We start from the raw sequence: 21,399 nt of genomic DNA on the forward strand, positions 1-21,399 counted from the left end.
TTCGGCTCCCCGGAGAATATGGCTTTCGAAACCGTTCCCCGACCTAGCCCTGGCTCCGGCGATGTGCTCTTGAAGGTGCATGCAGCAGGCGTAGGGCCTTGGGACTCCTGGATACGATCCGGTCGAAGTGCTTTGCCCCAACCTCTCCCGCTGACATTAGGTTCTGACTTGGCTGGAGAAGTGCTTGAGCTGGGCTCAGGGCCCATGAACCTCGCCATGGGTGACGAGGTCTTTGGCGTAACCAATACGCAGTTTCTCGGTGCTTATGCCGAGTACGCGGTCGCATCCGCTTCGATGTTAGCTAAACGGCCGTCGTCGCTTTCGTCTGTTCAGGCGGCCTCGGTTCCTGTCGTTGCGGTGACTGCTTGGCAGGCGCTTTTCGATTATGCTCGATTGGAATCTGGCCAGACGGTGCTCATTCACGGCGCAGCAGGAAGCGTCGGCAGCTACGCGGTGCAGTTAGCTCACCGAGCGGAAATTCGTGTCATCGCAACGGCGGCAAGCGGAGATACTGAATACCTGCGCGGTCTTGGTGCGGCTCAGGTCATTGACTATCGAGGGCAGCGCTTCGAAGAAGAAGTCCAGGAAATCGATGCAGTCATTGACCTCGTCGGTGGGGAAACGCAAGTACGTTCGTTCGACGTCATCCGCGAAGGCGGAAAACTGATCTCCACTGTATCTCAGCCAAACCAACGATTGGCTTCGGACCGCAAGGTGGCCGCGGAATTCTTTCTCGTGGCTGTAACGACGGAAAGACTGAACCGACTTTCCGAGTTCATCGACCGCGGTGAGTTGAAGCCGGAAGTGGGGACGGTGCTTCCGCTGTCAGATGCACGAAAGGCGCACATGATGCTTGACGGCCAAATTCCGCACCCAAGAGGTAAAATTGTGCTTCGGGTGGATTCGCGCGAATAGGGCGGCGGCTCTCTTCGCAGCCACTCAACAACACGCGGGGCCGGAGGGCGAGAAAGCCGTAAGTACCCTTGCGCCGGCCCCGGACAAAATCGAGTCTCAGGGCATCGGCCACCGCTCCCCAGGGTTCGTCCTTGCTCGTGCTTGTACGATTGGCCAAAAATGTCCGAAAAGCGTCTCGGGGCGTGGTGGTCTTCCACCTGTACGAGACACTTATACGATGCACGCGGCCCGTCCTATACTAAGCTATAGTCATGGAGCTTTCTTCAATGAGGCGCTTCGTAGATCGTGGTGGTCGTGATCGTCGGGTAGATTTGCTAGAGCTTACGCGCAGGCCACGCACGCACCGAGAGAAGCAGTTTGATGGGCGGAAATCCTTTGTTCGCGCCATTTCTCCAAACGCGCCGGAGCGTGCCGCTGGTAATCCATTGCCATCGACAGACCTAATAGGCTGCCTATATGCTCACCTAGAGCTATCCGACGCGACGACTACACTGGCGACAGGAACAGCGTCTGCGCGAGACGCTGCGGTTGAATGATGATTCATTCCTATTGGCGCGAGACACTGTCCGCGAGTTTCAAGCGCGGGCGGCGCCAACTGTCGATTGAAGCTGTAAGAGGATAGCCATATCCTCCGGCATCTTTAAGTGCAAATAGCACCCCCCCCCCTTTGTTTGCAGGTTCGAACCAGTAAATTTGAACGATGACCGAACCGGCTACCCAGACATCTAAGGACATCTTCGTATTTGGGCCCTACCAACTGGACATAAAAAATAGGGTGCTGAGAAAAGGTGAAGAGACGCTCTCCATTGGCGGTCGAGCGATGGATTTGTTAGTGGTGCTACTCGAGCGCGCCGGAGAGGTGGTCAGTCAAAAGGAACTGCTCTCCAGAGCCTGGCCTAATGCCACCGTCGACCCGGCAAATCTACGGGTCCACGTTGCTGCTCTTCGCAGAGTATTCGATCCTGGTGGCGATGGTCTGCGTTACATCGCAAACGTTTCCGGCCGTGGCTACTGCTTTGTCGCACCCGTACAGCGTTCGGCGGATGATCCGCGCTTGCGCTTCGGCGGGCAATCCATCGCGAGCAGCATTGGCCAACTTCCTACCCGGCAGATCCGAATGGTTGGGCGGGACGAAACGGTGGACCAACTTTGCACCGAACTGATGGGCCGCCGGTTCGTGACCGTTGTAGGCCCCGGAGGCGTCGGGAAAACCACTGTGGCGATTGCGGCCGCCCATTCGTTCGCCAGGCACATTCACGGCCCTATTGGCTTTGTAGACCTGAGTTCTCTCGCTGACCCCACTTCCCTTCCAAGCATCCTTGGATCAACCCTCGGATGCTCGTTGCAATCGCACGATCCGAGTTCCGCCCTCATCACTTTCCTCCGCGAGAAATCTCTTCTGCTGGTACTCGACAATTGTGAATCGGCAAAGGACTCTGCCGCGGAAATCGCCGAGCGGATTCACCGAGATGTCGCGAGAGCACACATCATCGCAACCAGCCGAGAAGCATTGCAAGCGGCTGGCGAGCATGTCCACGTGTTGAATTCGCTAGATTGCCCGCCCAACCGGTCCAACCTGACCGCTATCGAAGTTCGGAGCTACCCTGCAGCGCAGCTATTTTTAGAGCGGGCAGCCGCAGGATTAAGAACGCCGTTGACTGATGCAAATGCTCCCGACGTTGCAAGGATCTGCCGCCGGCTGGACGGCATTCCGTTGGCACTAGAACTCGCGGCTAGTCGTGTCGGCTCGCTTGGCCTTCGTGGCACGGCAGATCATTTGGACAGCAGCTTTGCATTTGTGTGGAAAGGCCGCCGGACCGCGATCGCTCGGCACCAGACAATCGCTACGATGCTCGACTGGAGTTATCGTCTTCTTACCGAACCGGAGAGAGCGATCTTCTGCAGCGCCTCCGTATTTGTTGGTGATTTTACGGACGAGTTAGCTGCGGCGCTCAGTATGGAGGCGTACGAAAGCCGACATACCATCAATGATGCCTTGGCAGGACTCGCTGCAAAATCCCTCATATCCGCCAGCGCACGTGACGGCCAAACACGTTACCGGTTTTTGGAAATCACGCGTGCCTATGCTGCGATAAAGCTCTACGAGCGCGGAGACTCGAACGACGTCCGCCGAAGGCATGCGGTTATCTTCAAAGATCTTTTGCAACAACAAACTGAACCTCGATCCGTCTTCGACCCATGCAGCTTTCCGGCGCAAGATGTTCACGTCGGCAACATTCGCGCAGCGCTCGTTTGGGCGTTATCGGAGCGGGGAGATCCAGAGATCGGCGTACGGCTAGCGGCCCTAGCTGCGCCGCTACTGATCCGGCTCTCATTGCTCGATGAATGCCGGCGCTCGTGCCGAAGAGCTCTCGCGTTGTTGCCGGAACTCGAAAAAGGCCAACGGATCGAAATGGTTCTTCAGGAAGCCCTGTCGTATACATCCATGTTCACAAGAGGCAACAGCAGTGAAGTGCAAGCGAGCCTTCAAAGAGGGTTAGCCATCGCTGCGGACCTAAACGACAGCACTCAGCAGCTCCACTTCCTAGCCGGACTCAATACCTTTCTATACAGGACTGGGGATTTCCACGGTGCTCTTGCAGTCGCGAGCCAGGCAAGCGAGGTGGCAAAAGTCAGCAGGATACCAAGCGGCATGGTGATGGCCGAGTGGATGCTTGGCGTTGCCTATCATTGCGTCGGAAATCAAGATGCTGCGGAGCGCCACTGCCAGAACGGCTTCACGCACTCCATTGACCTGTCGGTCCACGATCCAGCCTTCTTTGGCTATGATCATCGAGTTCGCGCGCTCGTCGGACTGGCCGGGACGCTATGGCTGCGCGGATACGCGCACCGCGCCATCAGCATCGCGGAGCAGGCAATTCGGGAAGCGGAGGTCCGGAATCAACCGGTTTCTCTTTGCATCTCACTCTACACTGTTCAGGTCTTCCTCAGGGCCGGTCTCGTTCAGCGCGCGGCTGAACTTTCTGAGCGGCTGACGGAGTGCGCGACACAGTATGGCCTGGACCCATTTCGCTCGGTTGGACTGGCGTTCGAAGGGGAGCTTGCGCTTCACAGTGGACAACTGGCCAGGGGTATTGAGCTGCTCTGTCATGCCCTGTCTTCACTCCAGTCTGAACAGCACAATATTCTACATACAGTCTTCTCTGGCGCTCTCGCAGAGGGCCTCAGGCGGTTGCTACGCTTCGACGAAGCGCTCGTGACCATTGACCGAGCTATAGATTTGGCAAACGGTTCTGGAGCCGCGCTAGAACTTTCTGAGTTGCTGCGTGTAAAGGCTGAAATATTGGCTGCAACTATGCCCACCGATCCTCACTCTGCCATCAAGGCGATCCGGCGGTCCTTGGAAGTTGGTAAACAGCAAGCCGCATTAGCCTATCAACTGCGCTCCGCCGTCACGTTTGCACGGTTGGAAAGCGAACAATCCATTGACTATGGCGCGAGGGCGATTCTTGGGTCGATTTACGAGCAGTTTGCGGAAGGCTTCGAAGCGCCTGATCTTCGGGCGGCACGCGTCATTCTGAATCGACCGGGCTGAATGTTCGGCGTCCCTTTGCTCCATCGGAGCGGCAACATAGCGGGCGCAGATAGAATAGCCAAACTCATCGAAGATACAGATACAGATGACCCCGATACGCTCGCTGAATGGATCAAAGCCGCTCGCCGCTACCGGCTGTATAATCGTGCTTTTTCGCAAATCAGCTGGTCTGTTTTCACTCCTTTACAAAATCTTAGCACGTTTAACTCGAACGCGGGAGTAAACGGGATAGCATGGTTCATGGCAGGGATGTTCTTTCAAAGCCCTCGAGCTGAAAGGGGAACACTATGCAAGGACCGACTAATGTTGCGTTGCAGCAGGAGGCGACCGGCCGGCTGGCTTTTGGCCTTGATGGACATAGCGGTGCGCAAGCACACAAGGCCACGGAGTTCGAGGCGGTGTTGCTCGCCATAGCGGGGCACGATCTGCGTCAACCATTACAGGTGATTCAGAGTGTACACGAACTGCTTGGTGTCGGGGTTCGGACAAGCTCGGAGTTACGGCTTCTGCAATCGGGGCAGAACGCGATCGATCGGCTCAGGGAACAGTTGGCGCTGCTTACCAGCGCGCTTCGAATCCAAGAGCATACGAAGTCTTTCAAACTGGTACCGGTCTGTGTCGGCGAGGTCCTGAGGCAGGCTCTCCGGGATAACGAAGAAACCGCACTGAGCAAAGGCGTCACCGTTCGTCTGGTTCCGTCAGAGGCGATGGTGCTGAGTGATAGCCTGCTATTGGCAGCAGCTTTGCGCAACTTACTGAGCAACGCCATAAAGTACACTCAGCCTGGTGGACGCATTCTGCTCGGTTGCCGGCGCTGCGGCTCCGACCTTCGGATCGAGGTGCATGACACCGGCATCGGTATTGCCAGCGAGCAGATGCCGAGAATATTCGAAGCGTTTACCCGGGTCGATCCAATGCGGTACGACGGCTTGGGCATTGGGCTCTTCATTGTCCGGCAGGCCCTCGGCTTGCTAGGACACCGAATCTACGCCGCATCCCGCCCGTCACTGGGATCCCTCTTTTCGATCCTGGCGGCGAGGTTCGAGTTGCCAAAGTGAGGCCTTCGTCGTCCCGACTGAATTGCCCCTCATATGTGCCCATAACCGTTCCGGTCCACCATGACAACGACACTCAACAGGCTTGATTTAAACCTTCTACGCGTCTTCGACGCAGTGATGGAGGAGCGCAGTGTACTCCGGGCCAGTCAGAGAATATGTCTGAGCCAGTCGGCCGTTAGTCATGCTCTTGCGCGGTTGAGAGAAGTGCTTGGAGACGAGCTCTTCATCCGTACTCCGAACGGGATGCAGCCGACCGCACGAGCGCTCACGATGGCTCCGCTCGTCCGTCAGGCGTGGCAATCCCTTGAAACGGCAGTCGGCGCACCGAAATTCGAACCAGATAAGGCAACTCGACGGTTCACGATTGCCGTAAGCGATTTCGTGACCATCGTCATGGTGCCTCGGCTGCTAAGTCTCCTCAGACAAGAGGCACCACTGATCGACCTCGTCATTCGGCCGGACAGCACGACCGATCTGGCCGAACAGATCGATCTCGGACACATCGATGCGGCGATCGGCACATTTTCGCACAAAGCAACCAGATTCCGGTCACAGGCGCTGTTTGCGTGCGACGATGTGTTGATCGCCAAGTCCTCGCGGCATCTTGGAAAGTTATCGCTTGCGGCGCTTTCGAAACTGCCGATCGCTGCGGTTTCTTTGCACGGAGAGCACAACGCCTTTGTTGAAGGCTTTGTGTCCGAACGCGGCTTATCTCGGCGATCAGAGATGTATGACCGGCCTGCTCTGGAAAACGCGCTCTCGGCCTCCGGACAGAGTGCCCGGATAGTGGTGTCACTTCCACATTTCCTTGCGCTTCCGAGCCTGCTCGAGCAGTCAGAGTTGGCCGCTATCGTGCCCCGGCCGCTGGCCTCTTCGATGGCTCGTACACAGCCACTGACAGTTCACGAGCTGCCCTACAACACGAGCTCGGTGGACGTCAGCGTTTTATGGCACGAACGACTGACAAATGATGCGGCTCAGCAGTGGCTGCTCAGCCTCCTTTCACGTGCAACTGAACACCTGTCAGACCGAGCAGCAGAACGTTGTCCAGGACGGGTGCCGCCGTTGTCCGACCTGAGGTTAAACAAAAGAGCCGCCATTGATTGTCGGCTATCGCCGTAAATTGGGATTTTTCGAGCAAGGAACGGGGCGCAGCACACCACCTTGAGTAGCTGGCGCATCAACCTCGACGGGGCGCGAAGCTCGACTTCCGGGGACGTCGACTTATGGTGCTAGGCCCAAAGCGGTTGCGTTGAAGAAGCGCGTCGCCTGTGATCGTGACCTGGCCTTTGAGGCGTTAGGCGAGCGGCTATTTATAGTTTATGGCCACTTGCTGGCGACGATTGTCGCCTCCGTCAGAGGTCGAAGTCGCTCAGTTCAGGATGGTCATCTGGCCGTGGCCCAAGCGGCCACCGAAGTACTCGATCTGCCTCCTGAATTGAATGATCGTTGAAGCTTTCGATGCGTCGCTGGATTAGCCCATCGGAATCAACCTCCCAATGTTCACTCCCGTACGATCTGTACCACTTCCCATCGATGTCATGATACTCATTTGCGAAGCGCAGCGCGATCCTACTCTCCGTAAATGCCCAGAGTTCGGCGATTAGGCGGTACTCCAGTTCCCTCGTCCATTTCCTTGTAAGAAACGTCTCGATGGCCGAACGTCCTGAGAGGAATTCGGCGCCGCTGCGCCAGAAGCTGTCGATCGTGTAGCCAAGTGCCACAGTTAACGGCTCACGACTATTCCAATTGTTCTCAGTGATCCGTACCTTCGCGGCTGCGGCAGCCCGGTTGAAAGGAGGGGTTTGCAAACGTGGTGACATGCCGATTTGTCCAGTGGACTCGATCGGACGCAAGTTGACGCCGAAGCAACTGCAATGCGAGTTCTTTCCTGTTAAATGGTGTAAATCCGAGCGGCCCGACTGCATAATATCAATACCGTCAGTGTATTTCTCCTGCAAAGTCGCGATCGGCTGCATGCAGACAGGTTTCAGCTGCCATCAAGCTCATCTATGTTTTTTTCAGGTGTTCCAAGTCCGAAGTTTGTGTGCGGCCTGAACCAAGTCAGCAGTTTCGAAACCCTCTGTGAATCGCTCATAGGACTCAGCAAGCAAGCTTCGCGCTTTTGCGACGAGCCCGCGATCTAGCCACAAGGCGCCCAACACCAAAGCCGAGCGCAATTCCCAGCCGGGCGCCGCTTGCTGCCGCGCATACTGGAGCGACTCGTTCAGGCATGCCTCTGCCGCCGACCAATTGTCGGCTGATCCGAGCAACAACACTCGTGCGCGCGTCCGCAGCAACTCGGGTACTTCGAAGGATCCCGAGCCGCTCCTGGCGTCGGCCAGTAGCCCGTCGATCATGTTGGAGGCTTCTAACAACTGCCCAGAAGCGGCCAAACCTTCCGCCAACGCCCTATAAACGGAAGAAGAAAGCATGAAGCGTCGCTCGGACCGCAGGACTGACAAAGCCTCCCGAAGCATGCGGATGCCGAGCTGGGTTTGCCCTCTGGCCAGCAAAAGCTCGCCCTTCAAGCCCGCCCCGCCAGCCTCATAATTTGGAAGCGAGTACTTGGAAGCACAGGTGACGAGGCGATCTATCAGGCCTTCTGCGATTTGTAGGTCTCCACGCCACAAGAACACCGGCGTGGCGTGCTGAAGACAAATACAGAGCGAAACCGGGTGCTCATGTCTTTCGGCAACTTCAAGGCCTTGGTAGGCCAGTCGCGCTGCCTGGTCCGGAAATCCTCTGAGCCACATCGTCCGCGCATAACCGATCAGGGCTCTTACCCGATGATCAAATCCGAATGAGTGCACCTCGGCTATCCCAGAGGCGGCCGCGGCCATAAAGCCCTTCTCGTAGCTTCTCTGCGCCGCCAGCTGATTTCCGACCAGATGGTGGCTAGCTCCGAGCATCCATTCAGCCGTCACAGTTGCACGTGCTCCGTCAACTTGCGCTGCGATTGCCGCGTAGCGCTCCGCTGCCGCCAGAGACCCACCGAACTCCGCCATCCGCGCGAGATGAAGATTAAGGCCGGCCAACAGCTCCAATTGATACTCGGGGTGTCCAAGCGCGTCGGCGAGACCGAGCGCTCTTTCGAGCACCGTGCCAACCTCGCTGCTGTCACTGTGAGCGTGGTTTGAGGAGATCGCCAATGACAGTTGCAATTTCAGTTCGAGCTTCGTACCGCGATCCTCATCCGCCATCGCTTGGATAGCCTGCAGAGACCAGCGCCTACACTCGCCGAGCATGGACATCGATAAAAATAGGGGCATCGCACCTGCGCTAAGCGCCACACCGACCGAGCTGTCACCCGATACCGAGAAGCTCCATTCCAGTGCGGCTCGAATGTCGCCGATATGACGAGTGTATGCAGCTAGGTCTCGGCCCCCTGCTGCTGGCGGCCGAAAACGCTCCAGGCGTTCTGCAAAGTAAAGCGCATGCCTCCTTGCAACGACATCGCCCTCGTCGTGTTCTTTGGCCTTGAGAGCAGCATAGGATCGGGTCGTATCAAGTAGGCGATAAAAGGTAGCACCGTCGCCCGGTGAGACCACAATGAGCGACTTGTCGATCAGGCTAACGATATCGTTTGCAATCTGCAGTCCGTCGCGGTCAAGCCTAGGCACAATGGCTTGCGCCATTTCCAAGGTGAAACCACCAATAAACACGGACAGAGCGGCCAATGTCGACCTTTCGCTTTCGGAAAGGAGCTCGTAGCTCCAGTCGAGCATCGCCTGCAGCGTTTGGTGCCGCGGGACCCCGCGCCGCGCGCGCCAAACGAGCATCAAATGGTCGCCGATCAGCTTAGCTAGACCGTTGATTCCGTACGTGCTTACTCGGCTGGCCACCAACTCAAGGGCAAGGGGCAGCCCATCGAGTTGTCGGCAGATATCAGCCACGAGGTTGGCTTCCCCGTCTGTGAGTGCGTGCCGCGCTGCTCCAGCCGAGGCACGTTCCATGAAGAGTTGTACAGCCGGAAACGTCAAAGCCGTTGCCGCCGTCAACGCTGGGCTACTGGTGGGATGCTCAAGCGAATTTAGTGGATAGACGTTCTCACCCTCTGCACGCAGAGCCTCGCGGCTCGTTGCCATGAGATGAACCGACGGTGCTTCCCGGCAGATGTCCTCGGCAACCAGAGCGGCAGAGTCGAGGACATGCTCACAGCTATCGAGTATCAAGAGGATTCGCTTGTCAGATAGGTAGCTCAGAAGCCGCTGCTTCGAGTCCTGGGTCTGCGCCAGGCAACCGACTGCGGAAGCGACGGCTGTAATGAGAAGTCCGGCGTCTCTCAAGGCACTCAGATCAACAAAGCAGACACCACCTTGAAATTCGTGGGTCAGCGCATGTGCCACAGCGATGGCGACCGTTGTCTTCCCGACGCCTCCAGGCCCCACGATGCTGACGAACCGAGACGATCTGATCTCCGAACACAAGGACTCGATTGTTTCGTCGCGGCCAACCATCCGGGCCAGTCGGTCGGGAAGCGTGTCGGATTGTAAATGATCCTCTCCTGCAGTCAGGAGAGGCTGGATCTGCCGAGAGCGCTCGACCGAAGCGACAAAACAATAGCCCCTCGCGGGGATATTCGTGATGTAACGTGCACCGTCTCGCCCGTCACCGAGCGCCTTGCGAAGCCCAGCGATTTGCACGCGAAGGCTAGCATCGTCGACCGTGACGTCTGACCAAACCCGCGCGAACAAGTCACGATGGCTGACGACCTCGCCGGCCTGTTCAACCAAAGCAATCAGGATATCGAGGGCCCGGCTGCCCAGGGCAATCGGATCGCCGTTTTTCAGCAGCAATCGTTCGGATGCCAGCAAGCGAAATGGACCGAACAGGAAAACTTCACCGTCATTCAATCTGCTCGGCAAGTGCGCCTCGAAATCGGACGTGATGCGGCATTTCATGCTGCAAAGCAGCATGGGACTATCTATGCGCCTATTAGCACATCCGACGAGCTAAGGTATTTCCAAATTAGTCTGCTCTCGCACGCCGAGAGGCCAGGAGAAACTTGCAAGTTCCAGCCGCACACTCAAAGCAGCGCGTGTCGATAGCGATCATTGAAATGCAGGAGAGCAAGGCTGCTAACGAGACTTGCAGTTATCACAACAAAGGCCGGGGAACGGATGTCGCCGCTTACTTCTATTAGCCACGTGGCTAGCGCTGGTGAGAGCGCGCCAACCATGACTGTCAGACCATAGGCCAAAGCAACGGCAGTTGCGCGCACAGTCGTAGCAAATATCTCGGCAAGAGCTGACATCATGGGCCCAATGTAAATTGCGTTTAGCAGAGCGAGCGCCGATTGAACAAGCATCAGCGTCTGGACAGAGGGCCAGGTCGTTACAACCATATACGCAGGATAAATCATCACTCCGTAGGTCACACCAGCAAAGAGCAGTAGCGGCTTTCGCCCGAAGCGGTCGGAGGCTGCGGCCGCTACAAGCGTGCAAACGATCATAAAGGCGGTCGCCACGATCGTAGCGAGCAGCGCTCCCGAACTGGCTAGGCCTAACTTTCGGACCGCGAACGTCGGCATATAAACGAAAACGATATTACCTGCGACGACATAGAGGCTCAGTATTCCTACTGCCAGCAACAGAGAACGACCCGTCTTGAGATTGGCGCTAGCGTGGCTGCTCCTGACTCTTTGTTGCGTGGCCAAAAACAGATCGGGCTCTTGCACCCGCGACCTGATGTAAACGGCGACCGGTATAATTCCCAAACCAAAGACGAAAGGCATGCGCCACCACCCTGATTCGATTTGCGTGGGTGAGATCGTCGCATTCATCATCATGACAACGAATGCAGCCAGCACAAATCCAATTTGCTGACTTGCAGCATTGAAGCTTGCGTAGATGCCTCTCCGATTGGCCGGCGCAAGCTCGACTAAAAGTGCCGTCGCGCTGCCGAGTTCGCCGGCGCCCGAAAACCCTTGAAGCAGACGCGCGAACAGAATGAGCAAGGGTGCCAGGACTCCAGCAGTCTCGTAAGTGGGTGCAAAGACGATGATGGCTGTGCCGATCCCCATGAGGTACATGGCCAAACACAACGAAGCCTTGCGACCAACGCGATCAGCGTACAGCCCGAGGACGATAGCTCCAATGGGCCGCATTACTACGCCACCGCCATATGTGGCGAAGGCGAGCAAGAGCGAAATGACCTCATTTTGAGCGGGGAAAAATAGCTTCGCCATCGTAATGGCGAGCACCCCATATGCGAAGAAATCGTACCATTCGAGTAGATTGCCAATCGTCGCGGCAATAATGGCTCGCCGCCGCTTGGCAGGGTGTTCGAGACAAGCGTGCGTGACGGTGAGCTCTGAGGTGGACATATCTGACGCTCGAAATTCGCGACTCTCGATGTCTAACGAGACGGTTGAAAGGCTCCTCAACTACCCATTGGCTCTCTACAAAACGAAGGTAACGGAACGAACTTGAGAGGCAAGCTCATTTTATCGCGTACGCGGCGCAGCACTTGCAAATGGAGTGCTTCCGACGAGCAATCGCGCACACCGCGCGTCTAGACGCCCTCCCCCATCCTGCGTTGCCTATCTCCGGAGGGGCGTAAATCCCGGATCATCGCGAAGCGAAATGCGACGACAGCGACTAAGATGCCACTTCATACGAAATGCGACCAGCGGGAAGATAAAATAGCGCGATGACGGCGCCTCCTCTGACTTCGGGGAAGTGTTTGCTCCCAGGATCAGGAGCAGTCCAGCCTGCACCTTGCCAGCCTTGCAGACCCCTCAGCTGTGCGCCCTCGTTCAGAGGCACTACGAGATTGAGTTCACCATAAGGATGCCCATGGTACTGGCCGCGCAACATTCCTATGCCGTCCTCATCCTTGAAGCGGCGCGGATCATTGCTGTTCATGTAAACTGCCGTTACGCTGAAATGAAACGTCTCTGGGCTCGGCTCGGAAATCCGACTTCGCCGATAGTTTACCCCCTCCACCTCTTGGCTCGCGGCCCACCCTTCCTCGACGCCAAGCTTTATCAGGCCTGATAGATCCCTGTAGAGCTTGCTCTGGGGGCCGTAGGTTTCGTTGAGCCAACGCTCCATCTCGGCCCCGGGGGTCATGTCCTTGACCTCCGCCAGGAAAGGGATGCTGCACTGGATCAGATCTTCTCGGCTGCCCATGATTAGTCTCCTTAGCTTTCAAATCCAATAAAGTGGGCAAACTCGCCGATATCGGCGCGAGGCATCGATCTCAAGCTTACCCCTCCATCACTGTAACCAATCGATATCCCGCATACGACCATCTGCTCGTCCGGAATCGATAAATGCTGACGAAGTATCGTGTGATACTTCGCAAACGTCTCTTGGGGGCATGAATGAAGTCCGCGCCCCGCTGCCGCAAGCAGCACGTTCTGGACGAACATGCCCAGATCAAGCCAGCTGCCAGCCTCGAGGCGGCGGTCGATTGTCACGATCAAGCCAACGGGAGCACCGAAGAAGACATAGTTCTTCGCCGTTTGACGCGCGCGCGCCTCTGCATCACCGGAATGGATGCCAAGCGAACCATAAAAGATCCGCCCGAACTCCTGCCGTCGCTCGCGATAAGGTGGAGGCAAGACATCCGAATAGTACTTATATTCGGAAACGTGCTTCGCCCTCTCGTTACAATGGGCATCAAGCAGCGCCGCCGACAGCCTTTCCTGTGGGCCGCCAGTTAGAGCGTAGATATTCCAAGGTTGTATATTTGCTCCGCTTGGAGCAAACCGGGCGACCCTCAAAATCTCAACGATTGTATGCTGTGGCACAACTCGATTTGAGAATTCACGGCAGGCGACTCGATCAAGAATGATACGATCAATCTCCGAGTCTGCCGCTCGTTGAGAGTTTTCCGCGGCCATGCGCTCCGAAGCCGACACTGTTTGCCCAAATGAGTCCCCACCTGCCCCGCCCGCCCCGACGATTTCTTTTTCCTCGCCATCGTGGACAGACAATGACGCCCCCTCAGCCGCCGCTCCGTTCCTTCGGCCCTGGCACTGAGAACGTGCAGCGGTGTGACCTGAATGAACTTGGGGATTGCCGTTCCAATCAGCAGCGTACTCCCTCATGAGCTCTCCGCGAAGTCTTGCTTTTGTGACATCAATGACCAGACCTCACTAGAATGGAAGTGAATTTGTTGCAGAACGAAGCTGAACGTAGCTCATCAAGGTGAGCAGCGGGACGACGAAGGCTTCGATTGTGTTTGCGCTGCGGTTGGGATTAACTAAATCCGCGTTAGGGCAAGGCGCACGCCTTTCCCATGCCAGGAACCTCAGCCGTGGCGCTACCGTTTAATACTTTGGACTTGAACCTTCTAAAGGTATTGGATGCCGTCATGGAGGAGCGGAGCGTGCTGCGCGCAAGTCAGAAGCTCGCGCTGAGCCAATCCGCGGTGAGCCATTCATTGGCAAGACTGCGAGAGATGCTGGACGATGACCTATTTGTGAGGACGGCAACCGGAATGCAGCCGACCTCCCGCGCACTGGCCATGGCATCTCCGGTGCGCAACGCACTACGCACTCTTGAGACGGCTATCGAGCTGCCCACGTTCAAACCAGCCATATCGACTAAACTGTTCACCTTGGCCGCGAACGACTTCACCACTCACGTGCTGGGCCCCCCTCTCGTGACGCTGCTTGGTCGTGAGGCGCCCTCGATTGACCTTATCATCAAGCCCGTGACGCGAATTGATCTCGCCGAGCAGCTCGACCTCGGGCGCATAGATGTCGCAATAGGCGTATTCTCTTCTCCACCGAGCCGTTTTAGGACCGCGCTGCTGTTCGAATACGACGACGTTCTGATTGTGGGCGGAAGCAACAAGCACGAGCGCATTGACAAGACCACGCTGGAGCAGCTGTCACTCGTTGTCGTCTCCTTTGGCGGGGAGCAAGAAGGAGCAGTTGAAGGCTTCATTTCCGAGCGCGGCTTGGCCCGACGATCCGAAATGTACGATCGTGCAGCGCTTGAGAAGATGTTCGGCGAGAGCGACCCGCTGCCGCGAGTGGCGATTACTTTGCCACATTTTCTCGCGCTACCGGCGCTGATTGAGAACAGCAACCTCGCAGCGATTGTGCCCCGCCCGCTGGCTAACGTCTTCGAGCGAACTTATGCAATCGCAATCCACGAGTTACCATACAAGACGACTTCGCTGGAGGTCCGGCTGCTTTGGCATAAGCGTCTTGATGAAGACCCTTCCCATCAATGGCTGCACGAAATTCTTCGACGATCAATCGAGCGGCCTTTATTCGCAAGATAGCACCTCGTAAGAGCTTTGATCCGGGCAGGCATACCGCGAACTGCGCGCGTCTAGACGGCCGTTCAAGCGAACGGAGGCAGATAGCAGGCACGCGGGCTCCAGCGGCCCTATTCCGAGTGCATCAAGTCGAATATCCACTTGCAATATCTTCACGCGACTCGGGCCTTCAAAGTAGTCATTGACAGTCTATCTGCACCGACGGTGGAGCTCCCGCCTGATCAGACGGATGGCTTCCGGCAAGTGGTCGCGATGAGCAATGAAAAACTTAGAGGAGTTCGGCATGGCCGACGAAATTTCCGGGATCAGGATCCCCGATAGCAAGATCGCGCGCGAGGCCGCCGAACTGGTGAGGCAGCACGAGAGCGAAATGTTGTTCAATCATTCGGTCCGAGTGTTTGTGTTCGGCGCAATGAGAGGAATGCGCCAGAAAGTGAAGTTTGACTCCGAATTGCTCTATGTGGCGGCGCTCTTTCACGATCTTGGACTAGTAGACCCGTATCACACTCAGACGCATCGCTTTGAAGTGGATAGCGCGAACGCGGCCCGTGATTTCCTTAGAAGTCATGGCATGCCGGAGCCAAACGCCGATCTGGTCTGGGAGGCTATCGCGTTACACACCACTCCGGGTATCCCGCAATTCATGCGACCGGAAATCGCTCTGACTAATGCCGGAGTCTTGGTTGACGTCGTCGGCATAGGATACGACGAGTATACCGCAGAACAACGTGAAAAGGTCATAGCCGCTCTGCCGCGCGGCGATTTCAAGAACGAGTTTGTGAAAATTCAGACCTGCTCGGCACTGAAGAAGCCCGAGACGACCTTCGGAACGATAAACTTCGACTACATCGAGTATCACGACCCTTCATTTCGCAAGCCAAACGCGTGCAAGCGGATTCATGGCACGCCTTGGCCGAGCTAAGCGGTTCAAGTTCGTGCTGGGCGGATGACGGCTTCGCCTCAAAAGAATGCGGAGCCGCTGCCCGCGAACAATTTACCTGGCCACGCCTTGCGGCTCCGGGACGCTCCAGCAATCTCCCCAGCTTTTGGCAGCCTCTCAACAAAATCCCTTCGACGGACATCTAAGTGCCCCACACTAACCTTCTTTGGCTGACGCTCGGCGCTTTTTCCATCGGCACCGAGGGGTTCATGATCGCGGGATTGCTCCCCGATCTCGCACGGGACTTGAACGTCGGTCTGCCGGCTGCAGGTCATCTCGTTACGGTGTTCTCGTGCGCTTACGCATTGGGAGCGCCGGTCATCGCAGTGCTGACCGCCTCGCTCGAGCGCCGAAGCCTTCTCGTCGCTGCAATGCTATGTTTTGGCCTCGCAAATGCGTTCGCTGCAATGACACCGAATTACATCGGGCTGCTGCTGGCTCGCCTAGCACTCGCATTCTCAGCAGCCAGCTTCATGCCTGCCGCCAGCGGATATGCGGCTGCCGTTGGAGGCAGCGAGCGACGCGGCCGCGCCCTCTCTGTCGTCACAAACGGGCTGACGCTGGCGATCATCGCTGGGGTCCCGCTGGGCGTGCTGATCGGAGCAAGATTTGGTTGGCGTGCCACCTTCGCAAGCGTGGCGGGGATGGCGATCGTTTCCCTGCTCGGGATCTTAACCCGAATGCCGCGCCTGCAGCCGGGCACCATCCCGACTCTTGCCGAACGCTTCGCGCTCGCCAAGCGGCCCGATATGCTGGCCGTGTTGGCGACGAGCGTATTGACGGTGGCGAGCACCTTTACGATGTACACCTATCTTAGCGTCTTCCTGGTAGCGGTCGCGGGTATTGGCGCTACCGGCCTTGTCATGGTATTCTTGGCGTTCGGAGTTGCCAGTGCGATCGGGGCATGGCTTGGCGGCGCCAGCACTGACAGGTGGGGGGCAGGCGTTACAGTTTTGGTTGGATGCAGTCTGACACTGCTCGCCTACGCTGTACTCTCGCTCGCTCCCGGGCTCGCGTCGAGTAAAGCCGTCTTCGTACTTCTGCCTGCGGTGCTTGTTTGGGGTGCAGCCAGCTGGGCGACAATGACTGCACAGCAGGCAAGGCTGGTTGCTCTCGCGCCGACGTTGGCATCCGTCAGTCTGTCACTAAACTCATCGGCGATCTATTTGGGCAGCGCTACCGGAGCAGCAATTGGGGCCATGGTTGTCGCGGACGGCGCCGTTGTGTACCTCGGCCGGGTCGCAGCGCTCTTCGGCGTGGCCGCTCTCCTCGCCGTGCTGATCGTACGTCAACTCTCTCAGCGACAACGGGTAGAAGGCACACTCTGACGCGGGCATCGCACCACTCACTGGACTTGGCAATTCCAAGCAGTCTGCAAACCTCACGCGTTTTGCGGCGGAGAATCGCCCGGTTTGGACTGAGCTGCTCCAAAGCGAAGATCGTAGTCTTCGCCGGCATACCTACTCTCGAACCAGAACGGATGCACAGGGACGCATATGGCAAACATCCTCGTTGATCCGTACGCTGCTTCCTCAATCACAATTCCTGTGACTCGGAACTCCGAGAATAGTCTCTGCCAAGGCTTGACGATCGATGTTCCCGAAGGGATCGCGGGGAACAGCGTCAATAGCGGTCAGCAAATCTGGAAGTTTGTGTTCAGGCAGATGCACCCTCGCTGCCGCCAAGATCTCATCGATTATGGCATCGTCATCTTCTTGTTTCAGCACGACAACGGCCGCCACACGTTGTCCTAGCACCGGATCCGGCGCACCAAACGCCGCCGCATCCTTCACCATTGGATGCGTGAGCAAGGCGCTTTCGACCTCCGCCAGGGAGATGTCGAGGCCTGCACGAACGATTACATCCGCATTGCGGTTCGCAAGACGTGCCACGCTCGTAAATTCTATCAAACGCGCCATTTTCGTTTCCTGTACTCCAAAACCCTGCTCGTCGCAGAGCCGCCGAAATCATCGCTCTTCATGTAGATCTATCTCCATTTGAGACCTGAGACCCAGTGACCTTCCTGCAGCTTCGTTATTCAAGAGCTGCAGTTAAGCTGCGTCTTTAGGCCACGAGTATTGGCGCTTGTGCGTTTTGGATCTGCCGAATGCTCATGGGCCGCCTGGCTATCGATCGCGGCCCTCGCACATCCGTGCAATGATCCGGGCATGACCAGCACAGCCCGTGACGCGGCTTCATCATGTGCTGGACAGATTTCCGCATTGCTACCTCAAGCCGCATGATGATGACGAACGTAGCGCGATCACAGCGATCCGACATCGAACTGCAATGGGCGCAGAGAAATCTCTCAATGCAGTCAGTCGGCTGCAGTCAAACCGGAGTAGCCGCTCGTCTTGGGCGGCCGGAGAACAGGATCAATGAAAATCGTTATCGCCACAACGCCAGCGCCGGGGCATGTCAATCCGATGCTTGGGCTTGCGCGAATTCTCTTAGCCGAGGGCCACCAAGTGCTTGCATTCACTGGACGGGCGTTTCAACAGCGCGTCGAGGCGATTGGAGCGACGTTCCGCCCGATTCCAGCAAGCGCAGATCAGGACGTTGTCGATCCCTTTGCGAAATATCCCGAATTCAAGACGCTGCCTCCCGGGTTGGAGCTGCTTCGCGTCATTCTCGAACGATTGTTCGTCGACCACATTCCAGCGCAGCACCAAGGATTAGAACAAGTGCTAACGGATGTGCCGGCGGACGTTCTCATTGGGGACGATTGTTTCCTTGGGTTGTTGCCGACGCTCCTTAAGCCTCGATCAATTCGACCACCCGTCCTGTGCTTTGGCACCTCCATACTGCATTGGCCCCGGGAAGATGGAGCGCCGGATTTTCTCGGCTTGCCGCCCGCAGCCAGCCCGACCCAACATGTCGCGATCATTCAGGAACACGACAGGATCGTCCACCAACCGCTTGCGCAGCGTTTGAACGGATGCCTGGAACGTCTCCGCCTGGGCCCGCTTGCAAATCCGCCATTTGAAGCGATGGTGAGGCTCGCCGACGTCTACTGGCAGCTTACTGTGCCGAGTTTCGAATTTCCTCGGGCGTTACCCGGCTCCGTGAAGTTCATTGGGACTCTGCCCATCATACCAAACCAGGTACCGCTTCCGCCGTGGGCAGCAGACTTGGACGGCAAGCGCAAGGTTGTGCTTGTCACTCAAGGAACCGTCGCAAATCACGATTTCAATCTCCTGATCATGCCAACCCTGGCTGCGCTAGCTGACCAGCCTGACCTCCTCGTTGTCGTCACAGCTGGTGGACGGCCGGTGGAGGCTATCCCAGGACCGATCCCGGCCAATGCGCGCCTAGCCAGCTATCTTCCATTTGAGTGGATCCTCCCCAGGACGGACGTTTTCGTCACGAACGGTGGCTATGGCAGCGTCAACCAAGCCATGAGCTTTGGCATTCCATTGGTGTGCGCCGGGCTCACTGAAGACAAGGCCGATGTGAATATGCGCGTAGGATGGTCGGAGGTCGGGATTGATCTGAAGACAAATACGCCGACCCCTGAGGCCCTGCGCGATGCTGTCCACGCTGTTCTCGACACCGACAGATATGGCCGCCGCGCCTTGCTGATGTCTGAAGAGTTCCGGATGACCAACACCCGAGACGAGATCGTCCGCGATATCAACCGGTTTTCGAGGCAAGTGGCTGAGGGTCCAGAGGCGGCAGCGATTTTGGCGCAGCAGCAGTCAACGCCACCGACCTTCTTGCCAGCCGCTCCGGAAGTATGATCGTTGGCCCGCGCGGTTCGACCAGTTCGTAACCGCGCGGGCCGGGGGTCGACATTCCATTGAGCCTACTCCTCGGTGTGAGCAGGTCTCGGGACTAGCCTTTTGGTTGCGCACGGATGCAGCAAGCGCATCTCGCGACTGAAATGGTTTCACTTCCGCTGAAGTTCGAAACGACAGAGCATTTGACGATCGCAGTCACGAGTTTTGCGAACGGTTGCACGGACTGCGCGATCATTGGAGTCCGATGCAAGTCTGGACTGATGATGTTCCTCATGTCGCACCACTGGAAACACCGCTCATGGACCCACTCTCGCGTCGTCAAATGCTTGCTGCGACCGCTGCCGGCGGCCTTCTAACAACAACTGCGCTCGCACAGGCGCAATCTGGCGGGGCTGTTCCTCAGCCACAACGACCGGGTCGGGGCGGTTCAGATCCTGGGCCGCGCAATTTGGCGCGGGATCAACAGAACCCTGACATCCTTGTGCCACCTTCGACGGATCATGGCTCCCTGCCCAACCTGCGCTTCTCATTCTCCGATGCTCATATGCGCCTGGAGACAGGTGGCTGGACGCGCCAAGTGACGCGACGTGAGCTGGGCATCGCAACGGCACTTGCAGGTGTTAACATGCGCTTGAATGCCGGCGGGGTCCGCGAGCTGCATTGGCATAAAGCTTCCGAGTGGGCCTACATGCTCCATGGAACTGCCCGGATCACCGCCGTCGATCCCGACGGCCGATATTTTGTCGATGACGTGGGTGCTGGTGATCTTTGGTTTTTCCCTTCCGGGACGCCGCACTCGATCCAAGGACTCGGGCCGGACGGCTGCGAGTTTCTTTTGGTATTCGATGACGGCGACTTCGATGAAGACAACACGTTCATGATCAATGACTGGTTCAAACATATACCGAACGAAGTGCTTGGCAAAAATTTTGGAGTGTCAGCTTCGCTGTTTGGTCACACCCCTGAGGAAAGCGACCGCTATATTTTCCCGGCACCTTTGCCGGGCCCATTAAGCTCCGATAGTATCCGTGGCGCAACCCCTGTAGAGACAAGCTACACTTGGCGACTGATGGCGCAGGAGCCCACCCGAACGAAGGGTGGCACGGTGCGCATCAACGATTCTCGCCTTTTTCCGATCAACACGACGACCGCCGCCGCACTCGTAGAAGTGAATCCAGGTGCAATGCGGGAGCTCCACTGGCATCCAAATGGCGACGAATGGCTCTACGTTATAGAAGGTCAGGCGCGCATGGGCGTATTCGCCGGCCAGGGGCAGGCTCGCACGTTCGATCTTACGGCGGGCGACGTGGGTTACGTTCCGGCCGCGATGGGTCACTATCTCGAGAATACAGGACCCGGTCCATTTCGCTTTCTTGAAACATTCAAGAGCCGCTACTTCGTTGATGTTTCTTTGGACACTTGGATGGCGTCGACCCCTCCAGAGCTGGTTGATGCGCATCTTAACCTGCCGAAAGAGGTGATGGACGGGCTGCGGAAGACGAAGGCGCTAGTAGTACCTGAATAGTGTCTCTGGACTCCGCCGCATCGCCTGTCGCCGGTTTACGGTCGATCACTGCGCTGTCGCTCAAGCAGAGTACCGCTAGCAGACCCTTAGAGTAAGGCCTCGAGGTTTCCGTGCATTTACGAAAGAACACCGCTGAAAGCAGCTTATCCGAGGTGAGGTCGATTGGCGCGTCAGCTATCATCCCCCGGCGAGCTCGGAGCGAAAGTAATGAACGACAAAACGAGGAAGACCTTACTTAGACGCGATCTGCTTCGCTTCGGCATCGTCGGGGTTAGCTCAACACTGATCGGATCGCAGGTGCCGGTGTCGGCATCTGCAAGCCTCAAAGATCCGAAAGACAAACGCAGGGCTCGCTATCAAGCGAATTCCCCAGAGGTTCGCAACTTCTATCGTGTTAACAGCTATCCTGCTCGATGAGGGGT

16 protein-coding genes and 1 pseudogene are annotated in these 21,399 nt (G+C 57.2%); 11 read left to right on the forward strand and 6 right to left on the reverse strand.

Translation table 11 applies throughout. The annotated features are described in order from the left end of the window. The first annotated feature begins 18 nt into the window (after nucleotides 1-18). The 5 genes and pseudogenes from C7G41_RS30550 to C7G41_RS30565 all read left to right on the forward strand — a co-directional run bounded on the left by C7G41_RS30550 (nucleotide 19) and on the right by C7G41_RS30565 (nucleotide 6,651). On the forward strand, nucleotides 19-915 hold the full coding sequence (locus C7G41_RS30550; RefSeq protein ID WP_306768071.1) for an NADP-dependent oxidoreductase: 897 nt from the start codon (nucleotides 19-21) through the stop codon (nucleotides 913-915). 700 nt (nucleotides 916-1,615) lie between these two features. After that, nucleotides 1,616-4,471, forward strand: coding sequence for a winged helix-turn-helix domain-containing protein (locus C7G41_RS30555; protein WP_106946010.1), 2,856 nt, complete (start codon nucleotides 1,616-1,618; stop codon nucleotides 4,469-4,471). Nucleotides 4,472-4,758: 287 nt separating this feature from the next. Next, on the forward strand, nucleotides 4,759-5,529 hold the full coding sequence (locus C7G41_RS30560) for a sensor histidine kinase KdpD (protein WP_106946011.1): 771 nt from the start codon (nucleotides 4,759-4,761) through the stop codon (nucleotides 5,527-5,529). Between the two features lie 60 nt (nucleotides 5,530-5,589). After that, nucleotides 5,590-5,781: pseudogene (locus C7G41_RS38860) on the forward strand (LysR family transcriptional regulator); the annotation flags it as partial. Between the two features lie 18 nt (nucleotides 5,782-5,799). Continuing rightward, a complete protein-coding gene (locus C7G41_RS30565) occupies nucleotides 5,800-6,651 on the forward strand; it encodes a LysR substrate-binding domain-containing protein (protein ID WP_245446802.1) in 852 nt (283 codons plus the stop codon). A 233-nt stretch (nucleotides 6,652-6,884) separates the two neighbouring features. Here the strand turns inward: C7G41_RS30565 and C7G41_RS30570 are convergent, their stop codons facing one another. The 5 genes from C7G41_RS30570 to C7G41_RS30590 form a co-directional block, all read right to left on the reverse strand. Beyond that, a complete protein-coding gene (locus tag C7G41_RS30570) occupies nucleotides 6,885-7,508 on the reverse strand; it encodes a DUF1348 family protein (protein WP_373681170.1) in 624 nt (207 codons plus the stop codon). Between the two features lie 42 nt (nucleotides 7,509-7,550). After that, nucleotides 7,551-10,448, reverse strand: a complete 2,898-nt coding sequence (locus C7G41_RS30575) for a winged helix-turn-helix domain-containing protein (RefSeq protein ID WP_106946013.1) — start codon at nucleotides 10,446-10,448, stop codon at nucleotides 7,551-7,553. A gap of 110 nt (nucleotides 10,449-10,558) precedes the next feature. Next, on the reverse strand, nucleotides 10,559-11,857 hold the full coding sequence (locus C7G41_RS30580) for an MFS transporter (RefSeq protein WP_106946014.1): 1,299 nt from the start codon (nucleotides 11,855-11,857) through the stop codon (nucleotides 10,559-10,561). A gap of 274 nt (nucleotides 11,858-12,131) precedes the next feature. Next, on the reverse strand, nucleotides 12,132-12,665 hold the full coding sequence (locus C7G41_RS30585; protein ID WP_106946015.1) for a DUF4863 family protein: 534 nt from the start codon (nucleotides 12,663-12,665) through the stop codon (nucleotides 12,132-12,134). An 11-nt stretch (nucleotides 12,666-12,676) separates the two neighbouring features. Next, on the reverse strand, nucleotides 12,677-13,474 hold the full coding sequence (locus C7G41_RS30590; RefSeq protein WP_245446778.1) for a nitroreductase: 798 nt from the start codon (nucleotides 13,472-13,474) through the stop codon (nucleotides 12,677-12,679). Between the two features lie 323 nt (nucleotides 13,475-13,797). Between C7G41_RS30590 and C7G41_RS30595 the strand changes: the two genes are divergently transcribed. The 3 genes from C7G41_RS30595 to C7G41_RS30605 all read left to right on the forward strand — a co-directional run bounded on the left by C7G41_RS30595 (nucleotide 13,798) and on the right by C7G41_RS30605 (nucleotide 17,040). Continuing rightward, entirely contained in the window at nucleotides 13,798-14,775 is a 978-nt protein-coding gene (locus C7G41_RS30595) for a LysR family transcriptional regulator (protein WP_106946067.1), read from the forward strand. A gap of 280 nt (nucleotides 14,776-15,055) precedes the next feature. Continuing rightward, entirely contained in the window at nucleotides 15,056-15,694 is a 639-nt protein-coding gene (locus tag C7G41_RS30600) for an HD domain-containing protein (RefSeq protein WP_106946068.1), read from the forward strand. A gap of 164 nt (nucleotides 15,695-15,858) precedes the next feature. Next, the gene (locus tag C7G41_RS30605) at nucleotides 15,859-17,040 is read left to right on the forward strand and encodes an MFS transporter (protein ID WP_245446780.1); all 1,182 of its coding nucleotides are present in this window, start codon (nucleotides 15,859-15,861) and stop codon (nucleotides 17,038-17,040) included. 204 nt (nucleotides 17,041-17,244) lie between these two features. On the opposite strand, the gene C7G41_RS30610 is transcribed toward C7G41_RS30605, so the two are convergent. Continuing rightward, nucleotides 17,245-17,631, reverse strand: a complete 387-nt coding sequence (locus C7G41_RS30610) for a class I adenylate-forming enzyme family protein (RefSeq protein WP_106946017.1) — start codon at nucleotides 17,629-17,631, stop codon at nucleotides 17,245-17,247. Between the two features lie 459 nt (nucleotides 17,632-18,090). Here C7G41_RS30610 and C7G41_RS30615 point away from each other — a divergent pair, with 459 nt between their 5' ends. The 3 genes from C7G41_RS30615 to C7G41_RS37110 all read left to right on the forward strand — a co-directional run bounded on the left by C7G41_RS30615 (nucleotide 18,091) and on the right by C7G41_RS37110 (nucleotide 21,394). After that, the gene (locus tag C7G41_RS30615) at nucleotides 18,091-19,452 is read left to right on the forward strand and encodes a glycosyltransferase (RefSeq protein WP_106946018.1); all 1,362 of its coding nucleotides are present in this window, start codon (nucleotides 18,091-18,093) and stop codon (nucleotides 19,450-19,452) included. Between the two features lie 298 nt (nucleotides 19,453-19,750). Then, complete coding sequence (locus C7G41_RS30620) at nucleotides 19,751-20,977, forward strand: cupin domain-containing protein (RefSeq protein ID WP_106946019.1); 1,227 nt, start codon at nucleotides 19,751-19,753, stop codon at nucleotides 20,975-20,977. A gap of 207 nt (nucleotides 20,978-21,184) precedes the next feature. Continuing rightward, a complete protein-coding gene (locus C7G41_RS37110) occupies nucleotides 21,185-21,394 on the forward strand; it encodes a hypothetical protein (protein WP_146159831.1) in 210 nt (69 codons plus the stop codon). The last annotated feature ends 5 nt before the right edge of the window (nucleotides 21,395-21,399 follow it).

Source organism: Bradyrhizobium sp. MOS002, assembly GCF_003020115.1.
Lineage (GTDB): Bacteria > Pseudomonadota > Alphaproteobacteria > Rhizobiales > Xanthobacteraceae > Bradyrhizobium.